Origin of the sequence: Mucilaginibacter oryzae, assembly GCF_003148845.1 — a bacterium.
Taxonomy (GTDB): Bacteria; Bacteroidota; Bacteroidia; order Sphingobacteriales; family Sphingobacteriaceae; genus Mucilaginibacter; species Mucilaginibacter oryzae.
Map to the genome: position 1 here is coordinate 30,376 of NZ_QGHA01000014.1, position 20,148 is coordinate 50,523.

General features: G+C 40.5%; 14 protein-coding genes and 1 tRNA gene. 2 read left to right on the forward strand and 13 right to left on the reverse strand.

What is annotated here, in order from left to right; genetic code table 11:
• Nucleotides 1-613 precede the first annotated feature (613 nt).
• Entirely contained in the window at nucleotides 614-1,681 is a 1,068-nt protein-coding gene (locus tag LX99_RS22455; protein ID WP_109609875.1) for a sensor histidine kinase, read from the forward strand.
• The gene (locus LX99_RS22460; RefSeq protein WP_109609876.1) at nucleotides 1,678-2,409 is read left to right on the forward strand and encodes a LytR/AlgR family response regulator transcription factor; all 732 of its coding nucleotides are present in this window, start codon (nucleotides 1,678-1,680) and stop codon (nucleotides 2,407-2,409) included. Before LX99_RS22455 ends, LX99_RS22460 begins: the two co-directional genes overlap by 4 nt.
• On the opposite strand, the gene LX99_RS22465 is transcribed toward LX99_RS22460, so the two are convergent.
• From LX99_RS22465 to LX99_RS22520, 13 genes are all read right to left on the reverse strand, one after another.
• Entirely contained in the window at nucleotides 2,406-5,402 is a 2,997-nt protein-coding gene (locus LX99_RS22465) for a lantibiotic dehydratase (protein WP_109609877.1), read from the reverse strand. The genes LX99_RS22460 and LX99_RS22465 overlap by 4 nt on opposite strands.
• 183 nt (nucleotides 5,403-5,585) lie before the next feature.
• Nucleotides 5,586-8,324: an outer membrane beta-barrel protein gene (locus tag LX99_RS22470; protein ID WP_109609878.1), complete on the reverse strand. Its 2,739-nt coding sequence runs from the start codon at nucleotides 8,322-8,324 to the stop codon at nucleotides 5,586-5,588.
• Between the two features lie 153 nt (nucleotides 8,325-8,477).
• Nucleotides 8,478-9,455, reverse strand: a complete 978-nt coding sequence (locus tag LX99_RS22475; protein ID WP_109609879.1) for a FecR family protein — start codon at nucleotides 9,453-9,455, stop codon at nucleotides 8,478-8,480.
• Between the two features lie 74 nt (nucleotides 9,456-9,529).
• Complete coding sequence (locus LX99_RS22480) at nucleotides 9,530-10,114, reverse strand: RNA polymerase sigma factor (protein ID WP_109609880.1); 585 nt, start codon at nucleotides 10,112-10,114, stop codon at nucleotides 9,530-9,532.
• A 665-nt stretch (nucleotides 10,115-10,779) separates the two neighbouring features.
• Nucleotides 10,780-11,496 (reverse strand): nucleotidyl transferase AbiEii/AbiGii toxin family protein, encoded by a 717-nt coding sequence (locus LX99_RS22490; RefSeq protein ID WP_109609882.1) that lies wholly within the window; start codon nucleotides 11,494-11,496, stop codon nucleotides 10,780-10,782.
• The gene (locus LX99_RS22495; RefSeq protein ID WP_109609883.1) at nucleotides 11,454-11,954 is read right to left on the reverse strand and encodes a DUF6922 domain-containing protein; all 501 of its coding nucleotides are present in this window, start codon (nucleotides 11,952-11,954) and stop codon (nucleotides 11,454-11,456) included. The genes LX99_RS22490 and LX99_RS22495 overlap by 43 nt, the downstream gene beginning before the upstream one ends.
• A gap of 70 nt (nucleotides 11,955-12,024) precedes the next feature.
• Complete coding sequence (locus tag LX99_RS26400) at nucleotides 12,025-12,438, reverse strand: site-specific integrase (protein WP_342769436.1); 414 nt, start codon at nucleotides 12,436-12,438, stop codon at nucleotides 12,025-12,027.
• 26 nt (nucleotides 12,439-12,464) lie between these two features.
• Nucleotides 12,465-12,992, reverse strand: a complete 528-nt coding sequence (locus tag LX99_RS26405; protein WP_342769437.1) for a phage integrase SAM-like domain-containing protein — start codon at nucleotides 12,990-12,992, stop codon at nucleotides 12,465-12,467.
• Nucleotides 12,940-13,248 (reverse strand): Arm DNA-binding domain-containing protein, encoded by a 309-nt coding sequence (locus LX99_RS26410; RefSeq protein ID WP_342769438.1) that lies wholly within the window; start codon nucleotides 13,246-13,248, stop codon nucleotides 12,940-12,942. Before LX99_RS26410 ends, LX99_RS26405 begins: the two co-directional genes overlap by 53 nt.
• 251 nt (nucleotides 13,249-13,499) lie before the next feature.
• A tRNA-Asp gene (locus tag LX99_RS22505) sits at nucleotides 13,500-13,573 on the reverse strand.
• A gap of 169 nt (nucleotides 13,574-13,742) precedes the next feature.
• On the reverse strand, nucleotides 13,743-16,118 hold the full coding sequence (locus LX99_RS22510) for an MG2 domain-containing protein (protein WP_109609884.1): 2,376 nt from the start codon (nucleotides 16,116-16,118) through the stop codon (nucleotides 13,743-13,745).
• Nucleotides 16,119-16,168: 50 nt separating this feature from the next.
• Entirely contained in the window at nucleotides 16,169-17,353 is a 1,185-nt protein-coding gene (locus LX99_RS22515; protein ID WP_109609885.1) for a DUF4249 domain-containing protein, read from the reverse strand.
• 3 nt (nucleotides 17,354-17,356) lie between these two features.
• Nucleotides 17,357-20,140, reverse strand: a complete 2,784-nt coding sequence (locus LX99_RS22520) for a TonB-dependent receptor (RefSeq protein ID WP_109609886.1) — start codon at nucleotides 20,138-20,140, stop codon at nucleotides 17,357-17,359.
• Nucleotides 20,141-20,148 lie beyond the last annotated feature (8 nt).

Sequence of the window (20,148 nt, forward strand, 5' to 3'; positions counted from 1 at the left end):
TTGCCTTTAATTAAATGTATCTTCAGATCCGTATGTCTTTCGGAATACATCGTTTACAGGAAATCACCGAAGAAACATCTTCGGTCACTTAATAGTTGTGAATGTCCGGTCGCAACTCATGGCCCCGGATATCCGCAGCTGAATGCTAACTCTTAAGAATGCCTAATATGCAGTGGCGGAAACTCGCTTTGTAATTTGTAATAGTTTTGTAATAATGTATTGTTACATCTATTGCCGTACTCCGTTGAGAAGACAAATTTCTTAATCTCAACGGAGTAAATACTATCGTTTTTTACAGATCATCCTGGCAGACTACCAAATCTTTCAAATCCGCCCGCTTTCCGATCCAACATAACACATTATTTAATAACTACTTATACCTTCCAAAATGTGTGACCGCTATTGTTGTGACAGTGATAGGGTCAGTCTCATGCTGGCCAGCGCCGGAAAAATTGGTTTGATATTGTGCAATAACCTTGATCTTTAAGTTTTTCAATTTTTTTGTTTTCATAATTTGATTTGCTTAGCTTTCAAGTTTATTTTATTAGAGTTAAATGAAAAATAATATTACACCTACTCTGATATAATAGATACCAAAACCGATAAACAATTAATGAAAGCAATACCAGCTAAAACAATCAGAAATCATCTCATTTGCTGGGTGTTATTTATAACATATGAAGTTCTTGTAAGCTATTCATTCAGTAAAAAGCTGTCTAATTTTTTTGATTATTCGGGTCATTATCTGATTAATATTCTGCTATTTTATTTCAATACATATGTTATACTCACCAGGGATTCAAGAAGATCGACAAAGGGCAAACTATTGATAACCATCATCTATGTTTTGCTGGAAATCGGCGGCTACATCATTGTTAAATACCTGCTTTATGAGCTCTTACTTTATTTTCAGATCTATAAAAACAGGCAAGGGCTGTTTGGATATTTTTTCATTGCGGAAAGCATATGGCGGGCCATATATTTTATCGGTTTGAGCACCGGTTACTGGTATTTCATGTCGGCCCTGAAACAGCGTGCGGAAATATCTAAGTTGATCGAACAACGACTCCTGGAGAAAATTGAATTTGAGGAATTGGAAAGAAAGCTGCTGGAAACCGAGAACAGTTTTCTTAAAGCGCAGATCAACCCCCACTTCTTTTTCAACGTACTTGGCTTTATACATAATCAGGTCAAAAAACATTCTGGTCAGACTGCAGAAACGGTAGTTTTATTAGCTGATATCATGAGATATGCGTTGAAGAAGCCCGAAGAAGACGGTAAAACACCTATTGAGAAAGAAATCGAACATATTGAAAATTACATTGAGATAAATCGCTTACGCTTCGACCACAAAATCAATATCGAATTTGTTCATCAGGGAGAACTTTCCGGTGTTAAAATAATCCCGCTGCTACTAATCACTATAGTAGAGAATGTTTTTAAATACGGAGATCTTGCAGACCCGAAATATCCAGCGATGATCACCCTTAGCTCAGAAGACGGAAATATTCTTTTCCGGGTCAGTAATAAAAAGAATTATGCAAAATATCAATTTTCCCATGGTATAGGAATGGATAACGTGAGGAAAAGACTATCTCAAAGTTATCCCGACACTTTTGAGCTGAATGTTGACGACAATGCCCGGGAATATACCTTAACCTTATCTATCAAATCCCAATGATTAATTGTATTATTATAGATGACGAAGCCTACTCCATCGAGACCTTAACAGATTATATAGACAAAACTGCTGGTTTTAATTTGATCGGGGCATTTACCAATCCGATACAGGGCGTAAACGAAATCGCGAAAGGGTTGAATCCGGATCTGATCTATCTTGATATCGATATGCCGAAACTTACAGGCTTTGAACTCGCTGGGCTGCTACCTGAGGGGTTGCCCATCATTTATATTACTGCATTCTCAGAATATGCGCTACCTGCCTTCGAGACGAATGTTTACGATTTCTTGCTAAAGCCGGTATCCTACCAGAAATTTTTAAGATCGGCCATGAAGATCAAAGAACGCATAAAGCCGATCGCCCATAAACAGCTCGCTAAACCCGATTACTTTTTTATCAACCCTGGAACAAAAGGAAAGATGATAAAATTATCATTCAGCGAAATCGTGTATGTCGAAGGCCTAAAGAATTACATTATTATCCATTCCGGACTAAAAAAACATACAACCTATCTCACAATGGCCGAAATCGAATCTGCATTGCTGGATGGACCCTTTCTCAGGATACACAAATCTTATATTGTTAACCTAAATAAGATACAGTCAATTGATGGAAATATGGTGGCCGTTAAAGATGCTGTTTCTCTTCCTGTCGGGGCGAATTATAAAGCCAGTCTAATGCAGGTTATCAATGAACATGCTATTATCTCCAAGAGAAAGGACAATTAACTTTTGTTTCTTGACAACATCATCGTATAATATTTTTCCAGCAAATAATAAATTACAAACTCCTGCCGGCGTTGTTCTTCCATGAATAATCGGTTTAAATGCATGTGGATAATATCCGTGAACAAGGATAGTCTCATCTGTGAACTCTCCCCGGAAAGGCTGACATTCAATGATCTTATCTGATTGAGCAAAAGGCCGAACTCTAATTTGTTCAACAGTTTCGTCTCTCCGGCCCCTTCGAGGGCGTCACTTATCAGCCCCTTACATTTTCGGAATTTCTGATTTAAAAGAACACGATGTGGTTTGTCAATAAATTCTTCCGAAAATCGGCATACGATACCATGGGTGATTTTTTGCCGCTGCGGTAGGTCTGGTGATAAGATCAGCAATATATGATGCACCATCAACAGTACGGTTCCCAAACTAAAGTTGTCGATCCGGCCATTACGATAATGCCGCGCGAATTTCATTGCGCAACGACTACTTGATTGAAATATATTTTCCACCATCGGATAATGGTCAATTCCATACCGTTCCAACTCCGGGCTATAGGTATCGAGCTGTATTAAAGACAAAGCCCCGGATTGGTACAACTTATTAAAAATAGCATTAAAAATGGGTATGGCTCTCCCCAAATGCTTCCGGTCTAAGCGTATCCGGATCCTCAAATGTGGCATAGGGTCATAATAACGGATAAAAAACCATTGATTGAGCAATTCTGACCTGGAAAGTTTTCGAATCAAATCGTATAGTGGCTTTTCAATAATCTTTGTCAGCGTAACTGGTGCCCCGTATAATTTGTAGTATAACCATTCATCTCCCGGGATATGGCCTCTTCCGATCCTTTTCGGATAACCTGTTGGGGGAGCGGGGACAGGACTGTAAACATTATCCCGATTAATGATACAAGCGACCATCTCGTTGGCCAATGACCTACCGTTCATATCCTTGATCATGGTAGATTCAGGCAAAATAGCCTCCTTTAATGTCAAAGATGTTTTATTCTTGATCATACTGATAAAAAGAGCAGTAGCCCCCACCCATTTTTGATCAAAAAAAATTTCGTTATCCTGATCTGATATTGTAAAGCGGGTGGCCAGATTGATTTGGGACCAGAGTTGTTTACATGCTATTTCAGGTTCGGGGCTATAAAAAATCAAATTCAGTTCGGAATGCCCGATAACCCAGGTTGCCCTGCTGATAATGCAAAATTTATAGACAAGACGTGGATAAAAACTAAGGCCAGGGAACAACTTTAAAAAGCTGAATGAAAAGTCACTTTTAACCGATTGGTACTGAAGGTCGCATAAAAACCGGAATATCGATAGATCATGCCTGTTGTAATTAAATGCGCTGCTGAATCTTGGTATTATTACTTTATTGAGCTTTCTGGACCGTAATATGATTTTATCGTCCACTACACTAATATACAGGTCATCTAAACCAATGTTTCTATGTGACTCAACCGAAGGCGCTAACAGGATCGAGATCTCATGTTCATATGTTTTATTTCTGGTGACCACATTGGCCGCTTTTCCGTCTATCATAGCGGAAACCTCTGCGAAGACCACCTGATCGTTTATCTTTTGCTCTTGACTGACTATCTCATTTGTATAGGCCTCCAGATCCTTATTGAACACAGCGAATCTTGCCGGCAAAGCGGCCCCGGAAACACCGCCAACCTTCTCCATAACAACAAACTCCCCTTTTAGCTGGAAAAGCACAGAAAAACTTGGTGGGAACAAGGAATTGGGAAGAGGCAGCATGTCGAGATCGTTATCGTTAAGGGTAATAGATTCATATGGCTGCGCCTGCTGTAATTTCTTCACCAGGAGCTGATGTAGCGGTCCGAAGGTCGGATTACCCTCCTGATAAACTGGTTCATGATGAAGATCTTCCAATAAGATATTGTCTGAGATTTTAGCAGCCAGGTCAGCATAGCCAATGCCCAACTCTGGATCAAGAGCATTTGCCAAAGAAACGACCTGCTTATCAAAACGAGCTAAAAAATCTTTTTTGAATTTTTTTAACGCCGGCGGCTGATCATTAGATGAAAGTCTATCAAGGCACATTAACCCCTCCATGATTTTTGCCTGGTACTCTTCCGGGAGGCAATTATTAAAAGTTGCAGTGGAATTTACATAGAATTTATTGAGCGGATGCCGAGGGCGAAAATTCCGCCCAATCTCCAATATCTTCATCAGCGGAATATTTCCCTGCTTATATGGCCGGCTAAATAAATCGATAATTTCCATTCGCTGGCTATCCGACATCCCGGATCTGTCAAGTAGTGTAAATAATTTCAAAAAATAGGGCTCGCCAACATGGCGCGGTACTAATCCTTGATAAAATAAATTGCCGTCGATCGCCTGTTTAATAAAATAGGCTGCTTCATTGCTGTCGACACCCTGATCGACGCAATATTGAACCAACTGCTGCTTCGTCCTTTCTTCCCGGCCATATATCAATATTTTCGAAAGAAAAGAATTCCGCTCAAGTGAATTCAATTGAAATCGGTTTCCATTAATATCCTTTATAAAACTGATGTAACGATAGCCATTCGATACTCTGTAAATGGTGTTGTTTGCTAGATAAGTCTGAAGGTCGTGAACGCGCGTTGCCTCATCCCTATATATATTTAATAATAATGGGAAGTCGGGGTAAATGTAAGCACTACGACTTAGAGTCTGAACAGATGCGCCATGGTTTTTCCCCCAGCTTATGATGCCCGTCGAGGCGAAAAGCCCGAAAGGTGTGGCACGGAAACATAAACGATTATAATACTTCTTTAAACTTGTTCTTACCTTTTCCGGAAGATCATCGTAAACAAAATCCCGTTGGTGAAGTTCGCTGTGCAACGTTTCGCTCGCAAAAAAAATAGCGTGTTGAAATCTCCGTTCTTTGATGATCACGCGCAAATCGTCGTAATTGAAATCGTCAAAGGACTCGTTGGCCGTTCTGACGAAGATCTGCTGATGAAAACTTAAATTCATTTCTTTAGCTGAGAAATAGCACTTGGTTTAGGGAAAAATAACGGAAATGTTGATAGCTACATGAAGGCTTTTTTTTAACATTTCATGATATAGCTGGTATCGAAGTCCGGAACTGGGACGCCCTATCATAAGAGATTAATCATATTCGGAACCATTAATAAGTTCCAGTTGATTGCCGACAGATCAAAGCCTTCCTGTTGCATCATCGTTTCCTAATTTCTTTTTCACGTCTTTTATTTGAGACTTTCCAAACGAATAGATAAGACCTACCCTGATCCGACGGCTATCCGACGAGGTGTATACTTCGCTGTTTAGCAGTCCGTAATCACTCATCGAGTGGTATTTTAGCCGTTTAAGTATTTCTTCACCTGATAACGTAAATTGGAGCTTCGAAGAAATGTTAAATATCGCACTCGCATCTAAATTCCCATATGCTTTAAGCTTGGTCAAACCTACATTACCAGCAGAAACGTAGTACGCGTTAAGAGCAAACTTTATTTTTTTTGAGAAGTTAAATGTCTGGCTGTTATTTGCGATAAAAAAATAAGAGTTCAAGCTTGATCGCCCTGACAGCACAGTGCCTGATGCGGAATTATGCCCGGTTGAAATGCTTTGTCCCAAATTCCACCATTTAAAAATGTCAAGGGAATAATAAGTATTCAGTGAAAATTTGTTCGCCGAATTTAGATTTTCAAAAGCAAAGGTAGTAATTTGATTGCCTGCATCTTCGTCGACAGGTAACTGAAAAAAAGGAGCGGTAGTATGGGTATACTCAAGGGATACATTGAGATTTTTGATCCTGACATTTCCAGTAAATGTGTGATCATAACTCGGTTTCAGGTTTATATTTCCCTGCATGATCGTATACTGATCGGTAACGACCTTGTAAGGCAGTAACTCTTGATATGGAGGGCGATTGATGAATTTCCCATAGGACAAAGACAGCGAATAGTCGTTATTATATTGATGGTTCCATTTAGCATTAGGGAAATAATTAATATAATTATAATTCTTCAAAGAGAAACCAGAAGTAGTTGTGTTTTCTATCCGCATTCCAAAGCTTAAATTGTCCTTTTTCCAATTTTTACTGTATATGCCATATCCTGCGATTATCGTCTCCCGTAAGTCCGTGTTCGTCGTGTATCCGGCGATGCTGTTTACGCTGGTCATTTCGGAAACGCTATAACTTTGAAGATTATGGGAATCGGTGTTTTGAAATTTACCGCCAGCTTCAAGGGTTTGATTACCATTAAATTTCCTAACATAATCTGCTTGCCCGATATAGATCTTTACTAACGAGCGCCCATAAGTTTGATAAGGACTGATGTCTTTCTCAAAAGCGCCTTCGCCGTCATACAATTTAGGAAATGCCGACTGATTTAATGTCAGTTTGTATGGAGTATACGTAAAGAGCATCGAGAGGTCGTTCTTTGCTGAATCTGTAAGTAGGTGATAATTTATATTATAATTAAAAGTGTAACCGTCATTTTTAAATAAACTATTCGTTCTGACTATTGAATCGGGAACTACGCTAACGCTTCTGAATTTAGCCATTGCGTCAAAATTTCCCGGTGTGTGATTAAGACGTCCATAAATCTGGATGCCGAGGGTCTGATCCGAATTCAACTTATAATCAGCTCCTAACTGGACGGAATAATTGTTATTTTTATACAAGCGTCTTGTACTATCCTGAAGCCTCTGAATTACCGGGCCGCTACTTTCCACCCTATTGTTATCATCCAGATAATATTCGTTAGTATGTCCGTATGAAGTCCGGCCAGTTATGGTGAATTTCTCGCTTTTGTAAGTTACGTTCGCAGATACTGAACCTGAGTTATAAATACCTTGGGAATCGTCTCCGATCAGATTACCGGTAAAGCCCACAGTCTGCCTTTTCTTGGTGATAATATTAATGACAGCTCCATAGTTGGCGTCATATTTAGCGGAGGGTTGGGTGATCAACTCAATCTTTTCAATATCATTGACTTTAAGATTGTCTAAAATATCAGAAGTTGCAACGCCGGGAACCGGCCTTCCATCCAATAGTATCAGCGTGTTCTTATCTTCGAGTTTGACCTCTTTAGCTGGCGTCACCCTGACAAATGGCAGAACTTTCAACAATTGCAGTGAACTTGAAGTAGCCATTGTACTATTGGAAACGTTGACGACATAACGATCTCCCCGGTTCTCTATTGGAGGGATTTTTGCTATTACAGTTACCTGGTCCAGCTGTTTGGTTGAAATAGTTACAGTGATGTCGGGCAACTGTAGCACCTTTCTGTTGGAAATTGTCAACGGGATTGACAGGCTGTCCATTCCTACCTGTGTGACGTTTAACAGGTACGCCCCTGCTTCCTGCACAGTAAGATTGTAAACGCCCATCGTATCCGTATGTGTTGACTGTATCACCCGCCCGAGTTCCGGCTTTACGATACTTACGGTCGTGTAGGCAATGGGTTTGTGGTTGACGTCGACGATCCTGCCTTTGATCTGGTAATTTATATCCATCCCGCTCCGTTCGAGAAGAATGTTATCACCGATTTGCCGAAAGGAAAGAGATGTGTTCTTTAATAGTTCCTCCAGCGTTTGCGCGATAGTCCTCTTCCTGTTTGGAAGGTTAAGCTCGGTTAAGGTTTTGATATCTTCTTTGCGATAATAGAAACGAAGGGTTGTTTGTCCTTCGATTTTTTTCAATCCAGTTAAAAGGCTTTCATTATCCAACCCCAAGGTAACCTGATCACTATTCATATTCTGACCTTTTGCAGAATTTGCCAACAGCAATTGAATACTACTTAATATGATGAATGTTATGAGTACACTTATACGCATTAACTGACAGATGATTTGTTTATTTTGTATTTTCCAGGCGAAAAGGAGATCGCATAATCTCCCCTTCTTCCGCAATTTTGCAGAAATATTCATATTTTTAAATGTTTTAAGTGACTCAGATTCTTTAAAACCCCGATTTTCTCGGGTAGCCCGTAGACCGATGCCAGTCGGCCTGCGGGCTATTTTATCCTGCCTTGAAGATAAAACATGGTATAGATCGTTAGCGCTTTTTCATTATTGCTGTTGTTAGTTACATCCGGAACCCTCTATTATAATACTGCCATCCGGCTTGGTTTCAAAAGTTGCATGATTAAATGCACAGATCACTTTTAAAATTTCATCCAATCTGTCGCCCTTAATTGATGTTCCGGAAAAACGGCAATTTTTCAATTGCTCATTCCGAAAACCGATCTTCACATTAAAATGCTTTTGTAATTTCAGCGCTGCATCTGCAAAACTTATATCATCAAAGTTGAAGGAATTTTGTTGCCAGGCGACTACGTTACCGATATCCACATTTAACCTAACAAGCTCATTTTTTAAGGTATTAAATTTGATCTGCTGGTTAGGTGTAAGTACGCCTAGTAACTTATTTCCGTTTGCCACACTTACTTTGCCGCTATGTACGGTCACCTCGACAATGTGATTACGTTTATCTTCCTTGACATTGAATGAAGTACCCAGCACAGTTGTTACAACATTCCCCGTATGAATGATAAACGGCCTGGACTTGTCGTGTATAATATTAAAATATGCTTCTCCTAAAAGATAAACTTCCCTTACTTTTCCGTTAAATATCTTTGCATACCTTAATGCGGAACCGGCGTTCATCCATACTCGGCTTCCATCAGCAAGGATTATTTGTTTTTTTGTCCCGTTAGGTGAGTAAATTGTAGTCAATTCCACCGGATGGCGTCTGGACTGGAGTAAAGGCCAGAATAAATAGGTAAAACTCGCGATTACCAGAATAGCCGCCGCCACTGCTGTCCCAAACCGAGACCACGACCTTTTTAGGTGTACGACATCAGGTGTATGAACTGTATTATTGATATCGCGAAATACGCTCGAAAGCCATTCGGCTTTTGAGACAGAATTTAGTCGCGACCATTCTGAATGAAAGTCATTGCTTTTATCAAGCCAATTTTCTATTTGCGCATTTTCCTCTTTAGTGGAAGTTCCGTTAAGATAGCGATCTAACAATTTATTTGCTTGTCCACGACTCATTTTTCACCTGTGATTTGCCAGTAGTCGTTTGGACAGCTTATTAGTACTATATAAAAATAAAATATTTTTAGTCTTTATTGAAGCGACCAAAATACAAGGGCGATTGACGACGCCGCAGCGAGCGATTGACGCAAATGTTTTAACGCTGAAGAAAGTTGGTTTTTAACCGTTTGCTCAGAAACTCCCAGACGTTCCGCAATTTCAGGTATAGTGAGATTATCTTCACGGCTCATCATATATACCTCTCTTACTCTGGGCGACAATTCCTTCAGAGAATACTGGATTCTTTCCTTCAATTCTTCAGCTGCGATTTTTTGTTCTACCGGTGTATCCGTATAATTTTCAAGCCTTTGCAGCATCGCAGCATATTCTTCCCGGGTTATATTTTTTCTGATTGTATCGACAATACGATGTCTGGTTATTTTAAACAAATAAGCCTTGAGGTGACTGTCCACTTGAATGTTTTTCCGCTCAGACCAGAGTCTAACAAACAAATCATGAATAATATCTTTCGCGTCATCAAAGTTGAAAAGTTTCGATGAGGTAAAATCTGTCAGTGTTTCCGCATAACGTATGTAAATCTCCTCAAATGCACTTTCGTCATCTTTTTTCAGCAGATCGATCAATTGCAGGTCCGTTAAATTTTTATAAGTCGCCATTGTTTTCCTTAAACGAAAATACTATTAATCATATAACTTGCGAAGATTTAGCTATTATTTACGTTAATAATAAATAACAAAATTGGGCCACCTTGTGTATATAGCGCCGGGAGGGATGAAAAAAAGCCAAAAAACAGAAGCAGTAAAGAAAATATTAAAAAAGCAAACCAACAAATCCGGCTATGCGGTTGCGGCAGGCGACTCCGTTACACCGCGCGCTCCGGGTTCCATTTCGCCGCCAGCCTCGCCACCGCGCGTGCAGGAGTGTAATCGTTCCTCATACACACCTGCCTTTCCAGCCCGCAGGTTATCGGTTAGTCACAGCACCGAAGTCACAAAATTAGCTACGCAGGAAAATCGTCAAGGGTATATAAACCACGGCTATTGCCGTGGACCTTGACAATTTTCCTGCTAACAGCTCAGGTTGTTTAAGCGGTGATATGACTGGGTGTGTTTGTGATTATTGGGCCAGTCGGCTAAGATTGTAATAGCCATATATCTAGCTATATAGCTACACCGATATAAATTGTCAGTTTTATTCTCCGCAAATTTGCGGAGAATATAGCCATGATTCTCCGCATAAATATAAAACTGACAAGATGTACTATCTTTTATAAAACTATATTCACAAATCAAATCTGACAACTTATAAAAATACACAACTGTCAGATCAAATAGTCGCTATTACATTTATAACCACCTCTATTAGGACCGATATTTTCAGAATTATCATCGTCCCGATTAAATCCTCGATTTTGCAGCTCTCTATCATGTTTAGCTATGACATCGTTAATACTAATACTTACGTGCTGCCATCTTAAGCTTTTATCTTTAAGAATTACAGGAACGTTAAAATCAATATCATTGTGATAAAGAAGCGAATTACGAGCTTGAGTACGATTCACATTAGGATATTTGCTACAGTAGAACTCCAGTATGTCATTATATTCAAATTCCTGAAGTAGATAATGAATATCAATAAAGTCCTTTATTCGTTGTCCGCTATGAACTATTGCATTTATTTTCATTGCGGCGATATCTTCTAAAGACATCATTCGAATTCCTTGAATGGTTTCGATTTGTTTAACCGCCGGGTATTTATGACTGATCAGGTCAAAGTCCACATCAAAAATACTTCCACTAACGTAGTTGCTTTTTTGCCTTCTGATTAATGCGTTGTATTGTTTTTCCAGATGCGACGCTAATTTTACGGCATCAAAATCTCCGGTATTGAAAAGATCAATATCAATGGATTCTCTATGGCCCAGCTTTAATGCTAAAGCGGTTCCGCCAACAAGGTAAAAAGATTTGAATTGCTGATCACGCATCAGCTTGTAGATTAGATCCAGTGTCCCTGGTTTAACTGTTTCTTCGTGTAACATTTGAGCTCAGTTTTGCTCAACTGAAAATATTCACAAACAGCTTCTACAGTCATATCGGTTAAATAGTTGATTTCTTCCTTTAAAGCGTGGATCAGATTATCCTGGCCATAAAATCGTATTATCTCTTTCCAATCTGATTGATCGCCTTTATTAAGCACCCGCTCAATAATAGTCAGTCTTGACCGTCTCCAATCAATTTTATCAAACTCAAAGTCCCAGAATAATACGGGCGATAGATTGGGTCTGCTGATTTTCTGTATCAGAGGCTGCCGTTCTATTTTAACCTCGTCATTTTCGAATGGGATCTTTTTTTTAGAAAGATAATTATTAAGGGTATGATAATTAAAATCCGGGTAGCTATCGCAAAAACCTTTCAGACTTGAAAATACATCAATATCAATGCCTGCAAAACGTTTCCATTGTACCAACACCACCCTTTTATTGATTTCTTTTATCATACCCAAATTTAACCAATAACTATACAAAGTGCCTAATATTTGTGAATATTTGTCAATTGAAGGTTAGTAGTTAGTTAATTGATGATAACTTGGTCTTAAGTGTAGCCATATCGGAACTGATCTTATGATCCATTACTTTAGCATAAATCTGTGTAGTTTTAATGCTGGTGTGACCCATCATTTTCGCTACACTCTCAATCGGAACGCCGTTATTAAGTGTTACAGTTGTAGCAAACGTGTGTCTGGCGATATGGAAGGTCAGTAATTTGGCAATACCACACAAGTCGGCAATTTCCTTTAAATAGGCATTCATTTTTTGATTGCTCATTACCGGTAGCAATAGGTCATCGACAATACATTGCGGATTGTCTTCGTATCTTTCGATTACTTTTAACGCTGCCGGCAAAATGGGAATGCGAGATAGGGTATCTGTTTTCTGGCGGTTAGTGTAAATCCACAGATCACCATCGATCCCCTTAACCATTTCAGAACGTTTAAGCTTCTTAACATCTACATAGGCAAGTCCGGTGTAACAGCTAAACAGAAAATATCCCTAACCAATTGCAGCCTTTCTACGGGAAATTGCTTATCCGCAATCGCTCTCAATTCTTCTCTTGTCAGCACTACCCGATGAACTTTCTTTGTTTTGGGTTTATAATTCAGATAGGGATCAACTGTAAGCCAGCCATTTCCTAAACAGATACGGACAATCTTGCCCAAGTTTTTAATATACTTGATCGCCGAATTATTCGCACACCTACGCACGCTCCGCAGGTAGTATTCAAAGTCATTCAGGAATTCAAAATTGATTTTGGTGATAGGTATATCAGATACATTATACTGCCCTTGCATGAAATCTTTAGTATGCATTAAGGCCGTTTCGTAACGCTGCAGTGTGCTCTTCTCAAATTCCTGTCCTACCAGGCTGCGCATCTTTTGATTATGATCTTCAAACACGCTAATCAAGGTGCGTACCTTTTCTGTTTTACCAATAAATAAAGCGATTTTTGAGACTTTCGGCGGTAACCATTTCGTCATTAGCCGTCATCCATCGATGAATCTCCTGGGCTTTGGCTTGTAAAGTGTCGAGATAAGAGTTTAGGGTTCGAGCGTCTTCTTTGGTGCCGATAGCACGGTCTGCTTGTGTATTCCAGCGGGATGGGTCGCAAGTTTTGCCGGTTGAGGCTTCAGCTCTTTGACCATCAACGGTAAACCGCAGATAAATGGCTACAGGACCGTTCTTGTAGGTAGAGCGCTTCTTTAAATAAAAAAGCAAATTGATGTTAGTTCTCATTACAAATGAATTAAATAGTGAAACAAAATTGATTATTCCATCATTTGCAATCAAGATGTTCACTCGCTGAACATCTTCTATATCAGTTACTTATGGTGTTTCTGGTGAGCATTTTTTTAGCTTTAATATGCTCACCGAATTGCTCACCTTTTTTATGCTAAAACATGCATATTTTGGTGTTTTCGGACAAACAAAAAAGCCTGTAAATCGATGATTTACAGGCTTTTAGTCAATTTTGACATTGCTTTCTGCGGAATGGACGGGACTCGAACCCGCGACCCCATGCGTGACAGGCATGTATTCTAACCGGCTGAACTACCACTCCTCCCATTTGGGAGTGCAAATATAAAAATCATTTCACTTCATACAAAATCTTTTTTAAAGAAAAACTATCAAAATATCAGACCCGGTTAAAAGTCTTGTTCAGCGACAGGTTAAAACCTTTATTATCAGTAACCAATCAAACACATGGAAACATCCGGAGGTCTAAAAAATCATCGTACCTCAAAACTAAAATACCGGCTCCCGACGTCGCCCCAATCAGTTATTCCCTGCACCACGCCGATATATTTTCCTGGGATATCTGATGTGTAAAATGATACCTGGTTTTTCTGTTGCAATCCGGCTTTAATTTCCGGCGCCCAGTAAAGTGTGGTTCTGAAGTCGGGTAAATGGCTTTTTAAGGTACTGGTATCATAAACAGGCGCATAAAACTCCCGCTGAAGCTGCAGCCCTTCATAATCAAGCACAACAGCATGCGGATCTATTTCTACACCCCCAAGGTCGCCTTTATAGGTTGTGAAACTTAAGATCCCCTCATGTACCGACGGCCCCCAGTAGTATCTGTAGGGTACATCTTCAAGCTTTCTTACCTTTAACGGATCAATGGCCATCACTTTATCAATATTAAACACAGGCACATCATCCAGCAAGACCAGGGGATCGCCGTCAAGGAATCCGTTACCGTTAAGCACTTTGATATGATATCTTTTTTGCGATCTGGTAACCCATACTTCCCGCACATACTCCCTCAGCACCTCCTCCATAGTGGTAAAGCGCGTGTAATTGTCTAACAGGTAGGTTTTATAAGGCACTGCATAAAAACCGGAGCTATCAACTCCGGGGTTAAAAAAGTTCCTGATCTTGTTTCCCGAATAAGTATTTTGAACCTGTACAGCAAGGCTATGCTCTTCAACAGCCCGTCGCATAGCGGGAAGCAGTTGAAATTCAGGTTCACTATAAGCAGATATCTGTTCAGAAAAAGGACTAAAAATATCAATGCGGTAAGTCGAGTCGCGCTCGGTATTGGTTTGGGCTACTATTTCGCCGGGGCCATAAAGCTGCGTTGTGTTAAAGGTGATTTTACCGGTGCTATCGCTGTTGGCAGCAAACAGTTGCACTCTTTTGCCCGGAACGCTTAAATAAGCTACCACGTCTTTTAAAGGGGCGCCGGCTACTGTGCTGCTGATCTTTCCGGTTATCAGGTGGCCATCATGCTCGGGTAAAAAGGTAAATGAAGGCGTTTTATTGTTTAAAATATTATCCCATTGAAAACGCCGCCAGCCCTGCGATAACATCAGGTTATCCAATGCTGCATCGGCCTCGGCTCCGGTATTCATGTAATAGGCCGCCGAGTCGATATTTCCACGTAGATCCGACCGAAGCCACAGATAGCTGAATATTTCACCCTCGTCAACCTGTTGCAAAGAATCAACCCGGTAAACAGACATAGACAGGTTTGCAGCCAAAGGCTTCCCGGCAGGGTCGCTCGCCGAAACATTAACGTTTACCTTTTTACGCAATGCATATTCCGATTGATCAGCCTTTGCCTCGAGCATAAGTTGCTTTTTGGGGCGTTTAAAATAAAGCCGTTCACAAACCGGGCGTTTAGCTTCATCAAAAATTGTAAGGTGCGATATACCCTCGCCCAACCTCGTTTTATCAAAACTGAAACGGGCTGTGCCATCGCTCACTACAGCGCTTTCGGCCACTGTAACGGTTTGTCTGGTATGGGCCACGAGATATATCGCTCCGGCGTTAACGTTTTTTGTTTTTACGATAACCTCGAGCTTTTCGTCGCCGTTGTTCAATGCCATCACATAACCCGCTTTATTAATAGCGGGTAGGTCTTTTTTAACCGAGGCGCTTTTGTCAATTTTTACAATGGCTTTATAGGTATCACCGGCCACGGGGCTAAACAAAAAGTTCCCCATGCCAAACTTTAAAGGGCGAAAGCGTAAAACGGTATCGTTGCGCTGGTTTACTATAACCCCACTAAAGTTATTGACAGCGCCGTTTGGGTTACTCACCTTAAAAGCAACTTTACTGGTAATGCCCTCAATCAGGTTGCCACCCTCCGGAAAAAACTGTACTTCATAGCTTGCTGTCACCTTTACAGGGGCGGGCGGTGATTTGAGCGGGTTAACAATAGTTATGCTTTTTTCAAAATAATAACCGGCATCAAAGTTTTTCATCCAGTTAGTGTAGGCTCGCAGTTTATAGTTGCCGTTAACAAGCGAGACAGGGATGTATAACGACCCGCTTCCAAGCCCTTTATCAACCGCAATTTTGGCCTGCATTACCGGGTTTTGTTTACTATCAAGCACATCAACATAAGCAACCTTACTTAAATCAAGCGGCTTTTGGTTATCTGCGTTAACGATATAGGCTTTAAACCATAAAATTTCGCCGGGCATATAAACGCTTTTGTCGGTATGTAAAAACACTTTTTCCTGAACGGCGGACTGATAATATTGATCAGCGCTTTTTACAATTTGATTGAGTACCTGCGCAAAACAATTTGCCGGTAAAAACAATAATACCGAAAACAAAAAAGCTATAGTTTCAACAACCTGTATAATTTTCTTCATAGCCCTAAAGCTGTTTTTTTTATTTTAGAGGATATATCCTGTTTTAGTTATCATTTTTTTTCGATCCAGAATGGTGGTGTCTGAACATTCCCCCTGATCCTGCAATCGGCACATTCTCTCGTTGAATAAGTATAGCCAATAACTGAAACCCGAGATGTTATCTGATCAACCGGGATAGCCCCGCCATTAATAATCATACTCAAAACATCGTTAGACCCTGTTTTAGGATTGGAAAATAATGCAGAATCCGGCTTGCCACAATTATAAGGATAGGCTGTTAACCACTGCTTCGGCAAATCAGCGTTATCAATAAACACCCGTTTGGTTTGAACATTGGCAATGCTGATGTAGCCAATAACCGGTTCGGCCATGTTTTTGAGATTATGAATGTTCCCGGTTAATTGTGATGGCTGGGCATCAAATATACTGCCCAGTTGCTCTGTGTTCTTTTTCAGATTTTCCCAAAATTGGTAGGCTTCTTTAGTTAATGTATATTGTTTAACCTGTATGGTATATCTCATTCCAATTTTTTCCGATTCGGGGGCAATTGTAGTAATAGGCTGCTGAAAAATAACATCCTGGCTCAGCTTAGCCGATGAACCTATCACTATTGTGCTCGATTTGCTGCCGGCGAAACAATAATAGCTTTGCTCGGCAGGTGTTCTAAAAACTACCTCTTTTTTGGTTTGATCAACCATAAATGATGATACATATCGCGCATGGAAGCGCCATGTTTCGGCATAGGACCATCTATAATACCTCGAACTATTGGTAGCATCATGTGTGTTAACATATATCTGCAACTGGTTATTTTTCACCGCGAAGCCCACACTGTCAACCGGAGGTGTTCTTTTTACCTCTACATAATCTGAAGCGTATTCGTTACCATCGCCGGTTGTAATATGCAGGCGATATTTTTTGGTTACATCAAGGTTAAGCTGCGTAAGCGCATAATAACCGTTGCCCTGAGGTACAAGCGGAAAACTTGCTCCTTCTTCTCCCTCAACCTTAACCTCGCAATTATCAACTCCGCTTGTTTTGGTACTGGCGGATATATTTACGGTTTTACTTAACCTAACGATGGTTGAATCGTAGCCATTATTGATTACTGCTTCTACTACAAAGTAACTGTTAGGGGCGGTAATTGCACCGGGATTGTAGGGCTTTTTACAATTGCCTAATACCAGTATCGTTAAAAGGCCTGCCCAAAAACTATATTTCTTTATTATCTCCATCACTTAAAATCTGATATTGTAGTTAATAAACGGTATTGGCTTAGCAAAAATGGATAGTTTGTAACCGCTAATTACGCCGCCCTGCTCCGTAAAATAAGTTGAATAGGCGTTTTGCCTGCCGGTTAAATTGTAAACGCCGATAGTAAACGAGTTATGAGTAAGCTGATGCACTTTGTGATTACCTTCAATATTCATCGAAAAATCTGAGCGGAAATAATCTGGTATTCGATAAGCATTCCTGTCCGAATAAAATACACGCTCCGAGCCGCCATACTCATATTTGGCAATAGGCAGTGTTATTGGCCTGCCAGTACTATAAGTTAAATTAAGCGAAACGCTAAACCGGTGCGAAAAGCGGTAATTGCCTATAAAATTAAAATCATGCGGTTTATCAAAATTGGCGGGGTAGTAAGCGCCGCCGTTAATCAATTCGCCGGCATTGGGGTCATTTTGCCTTAAAAAGGTACGCGAATAGGTATAGCTTATCCAGCCGTTAGCTTTACCGGTGGTTTTCTTAATTAAAAATTCAATGCCGTAAGCCTTGCCCTGGGTACCTATAACATCGGTTTCAATGTGGTGGTTTAACACTAGGTTGGCGCCGCTTTTATAATCCAGATAATCTCTCAGGCGTTTATAATAAATCTCAACCGAGGTTTCGATGGTGTTTGATTTGAGGTTATGGTACAAGCCCAGTGATACCTGGTCGCCATATTGAGGTTTGATATTGGGATCGCTCAACTGCCAAACATCAGTAGGAGCAATGGCTGTGGTATTTGATAACAGGTGGATATATTGCCTTAAAGTATTATAACCGCCCTTTATTGATGTATTGTCGCCCACCTGGTACCTTGCCGAAACCCTGATTTCGGGCCCGGAATAGGTTTTAATAAACTTACCACCGGTGTAGTTGGTACTGTCCAAAAAGTTTGAACTTGTTTTAGGAAGGTTGGGGGCGTAATTGTAAACAGTTTGCGGCCCCAGGTAATTATATATCGAATAGCGCAGGCCGCCGCTTATAGAAAAATCCTCGTTAACATCAAATTTATCACCTAAGTACAAGGCGCTTTCCAGGGCCTGCTGCGCGGCTACAACATCCGGAGCTACTAATGATTGCGGGCCGTTGGGCTGAAAATTGCCGGGATGAAGTTTGTAATAAATAGAGCTTACGCCAAAATCGATGGTGTTTTTACGGTCATGATAAAAAGTGAAATCGGCTTTAAAATTTCTTTGATTAACATCAAAGTTAAGCTTGTAAGCATTTACCGGGTTTACGGTGCTGCCGATATCATATTGATACCTGTCTATCCCGGCTGTAATTACGCTGAATAACTTATTGTTGAAATTATGCTTCCACTTCAGGTTGATGTTTTTATTACTGTAGCCGTACGAAGTATCGCTGTTGAGTTTGAATTTATCTTTGCTGAGGTAAGTAGTTAAATACAGGCTGTTTTTATCGTCAAACTGGTGGCTGATATCGAGGTTAACATCATAAAATGAAGCCTGGCTGTGCTTGTAGGCATCGGGCAGCAATTTTAGTAACCAATCAGAATAGGTGGTGCGGCCGCCAAATGAAAACGAGGTTTTATCTTTAATGATAGGCCCTTCCATATTGAGCCTGCTGGTTATTAAACCTATACCTGCCGAACCCGTAAATTTCTTTTTATTACCCTCGCGGTTGGTAACATCCAGTACTGATGATAAACGGCCGCCAAAGCGCTCGGGGATACTGCTTTTATACAATTCAATATCCTTAACAATATCAGGGTTAAAAGACGAAAAGAAACCGAAGAAGTGCGAAGGGTTATAAATGGTGGCGTCGTTCATCAAAATAAGGTTCTGATCGGCCGAGCCGCCGCGCACGTTGAAGCCCGTTGTGGCCTCACCTACTGATTGTACGCCCGGTAAAGTAAGCACTACGCGCAATATGTCCGCTTCGCCAAATACGGTGGGCACCTGCTTAATGCTTTTTATATCCAGTTTATTAACGCCTAACTGTACATTACGAACGTTTGCCACCTTTTCGGCCGATATTTTCACTTCCTTCAGGCTGGTAACCTGCTCCTTCATCTCGATGATGATTTTACCATCCGAGTAAAGCACTATTTGCCGCCGGGTATCGCGCATGCCAATCCCCCTGATGCTTAGGATTTGCCGCCCTTTTGGTAATTTGATGGTGAAATAACCAAACTGGTCTGTGGCCACACCTGTTTTGGTATTGGTAACATAAATACTGGCTCCCACTATCGATTCACCCGATTTTGACTCTTTTACATAGCCCGAAAGCGTAGCCATACCCGGTTCAATGGTATTTGTTTTGACGCCTATTTCGTATAACTTGTTTTCGGTAGTGGCTTCGGGTATTTTCTTATCCTTATCATTAAACGCGTTGTCGGCCTCCACCAATGAGTTTCCGGTATTGGCCGCCGTGGCATTTGCCGGGGTAATATCAAAATAGCCAACGGCCAGTCCGGTTTGTATTTCACGTCCTTTGGTTAAAAAAACCTGCTGTTGTTTGGTGATGGCATAGCCGAAGCCTGTATTTTTAAAAGCAAGAGCAAGCACGGCCTCCAGCGGTTTATCGGTTACCTGTACAGTAACTTTTAAACTATCAAACTGTGCTGCATCATAAAAAAAACGGTAACTGGTTTTTGCCTCCAGTTCGGTTACAAACTGATCGATAGTAGCCTGCTGAAAGTTTACGCTGATTAATTTTACCGGGTTCTGCTGGGCATAACCAAGTTTTATGATTGTCAAAAAACAGAAACTCAAAAAGTAAATTTTTTTCATCCGGGATG

Excerpts from the sequence above, each read along its gene's own strand:
- LX99_RS22455 (WP_109609875.1), top strand. The coding sequence starts at position 614 with ATGAAAGCAATACCAGCTAAAACAATCAGAAATCATCTCATTTGCTGG.
- LX99_RS22460 (WP_109609876.1), top strand. The coding sequence starts at position 1,678 with ATGATTAATTGTATTATTATAGATGACGAAGCCTACTCCATCGAGACC.
- LX99_RS22465 (WP_109609877.1), bottom strand. The coding sequence starts at position 5,402 with ATGAATTTAAGTTTTCATCAGCAGATCTTCGTCAGAACGGCCAACGAG.
- LX99_RS22470 (WP_109609878.1), bottom strand. The coding sequence starts at position 8,324 with ATGAATATTTCTGCAAAATTGCGGAAGAAGGGGAGATTATGCGATCTC.
- LX99_RS22475 (WP_109609879.1), bottom strand. The coding sequence starts at position 9,455 with ATGAGTCGTGGACAAGCAAATAAATTGTTAGATCGCTATCTTAACGGA.
- LX99_RS22480 (WP_109609880.1), bottom strand. The coding sequence starts at position 10,114 with ATGGCGACTTATAAAAATTTAACGGACCTGCAATTGATCGATCTGCTG.
- LX99_RS22490 (WP_109609882.1), bottom strand. The coding sequence starts at position 11,496 with ATGTTACACGAAGAAACAGTTAAACCAGGGACACTGGATCTAATCTAC.
- LX99_RS22495 (WP_109609883.1), bottom strand. The coding sequence starts at position 11,954 with ATGATAAAAGAAATCAATAAAAGGGTGGTGTTGGTACAATGGAAACGT.
- LX99_RS26400 (WP_342769436.1), bottom strand. The coding sequence starts at position 12,438 with ATGGTTAAGGGGATCGATGGTGATCTGTGGATTTACACTAACCGCCAG.
- LX99_RS26405 (WP_342769437.1), bottom strand. The coding sequence starts at position 12,992 with ATGACGAAATGGTTACCGCCGAAAGTCTCAAAAATCGCTTTATTTATT.
- LX99_RS26410 (WP_342769438.1), bottom strand. The coding sequence starts at position 13,248 with ATGAGAACTAACATCAATTTGCTTTTTTATTTAAAGAAGCGCTCTACC.
- LX99_RS22510 (WP_109609884.1), bottom strand. The coding sequence starts at position 16,118 with ATGAAGAAAATTATACAGGTTGTTGAAACTATAGCTTTTTTGTTTTCG.
- LX99_RS22515 (WP_109609885.1), bottom strand. The coding sequence starts at position 17,353 with ATGGAGATAATAAAGAAATATAGTTTTTGGGCAGGCCTTTTAACGATA.
- LX99_RS22520 (WP_109609886.1), bottom strand. The coding sequence starts at position 20,140 with ATGAAAAAAATTTACTTTTTGAGTTTCTGTTTTTTGACAATCATAAAA.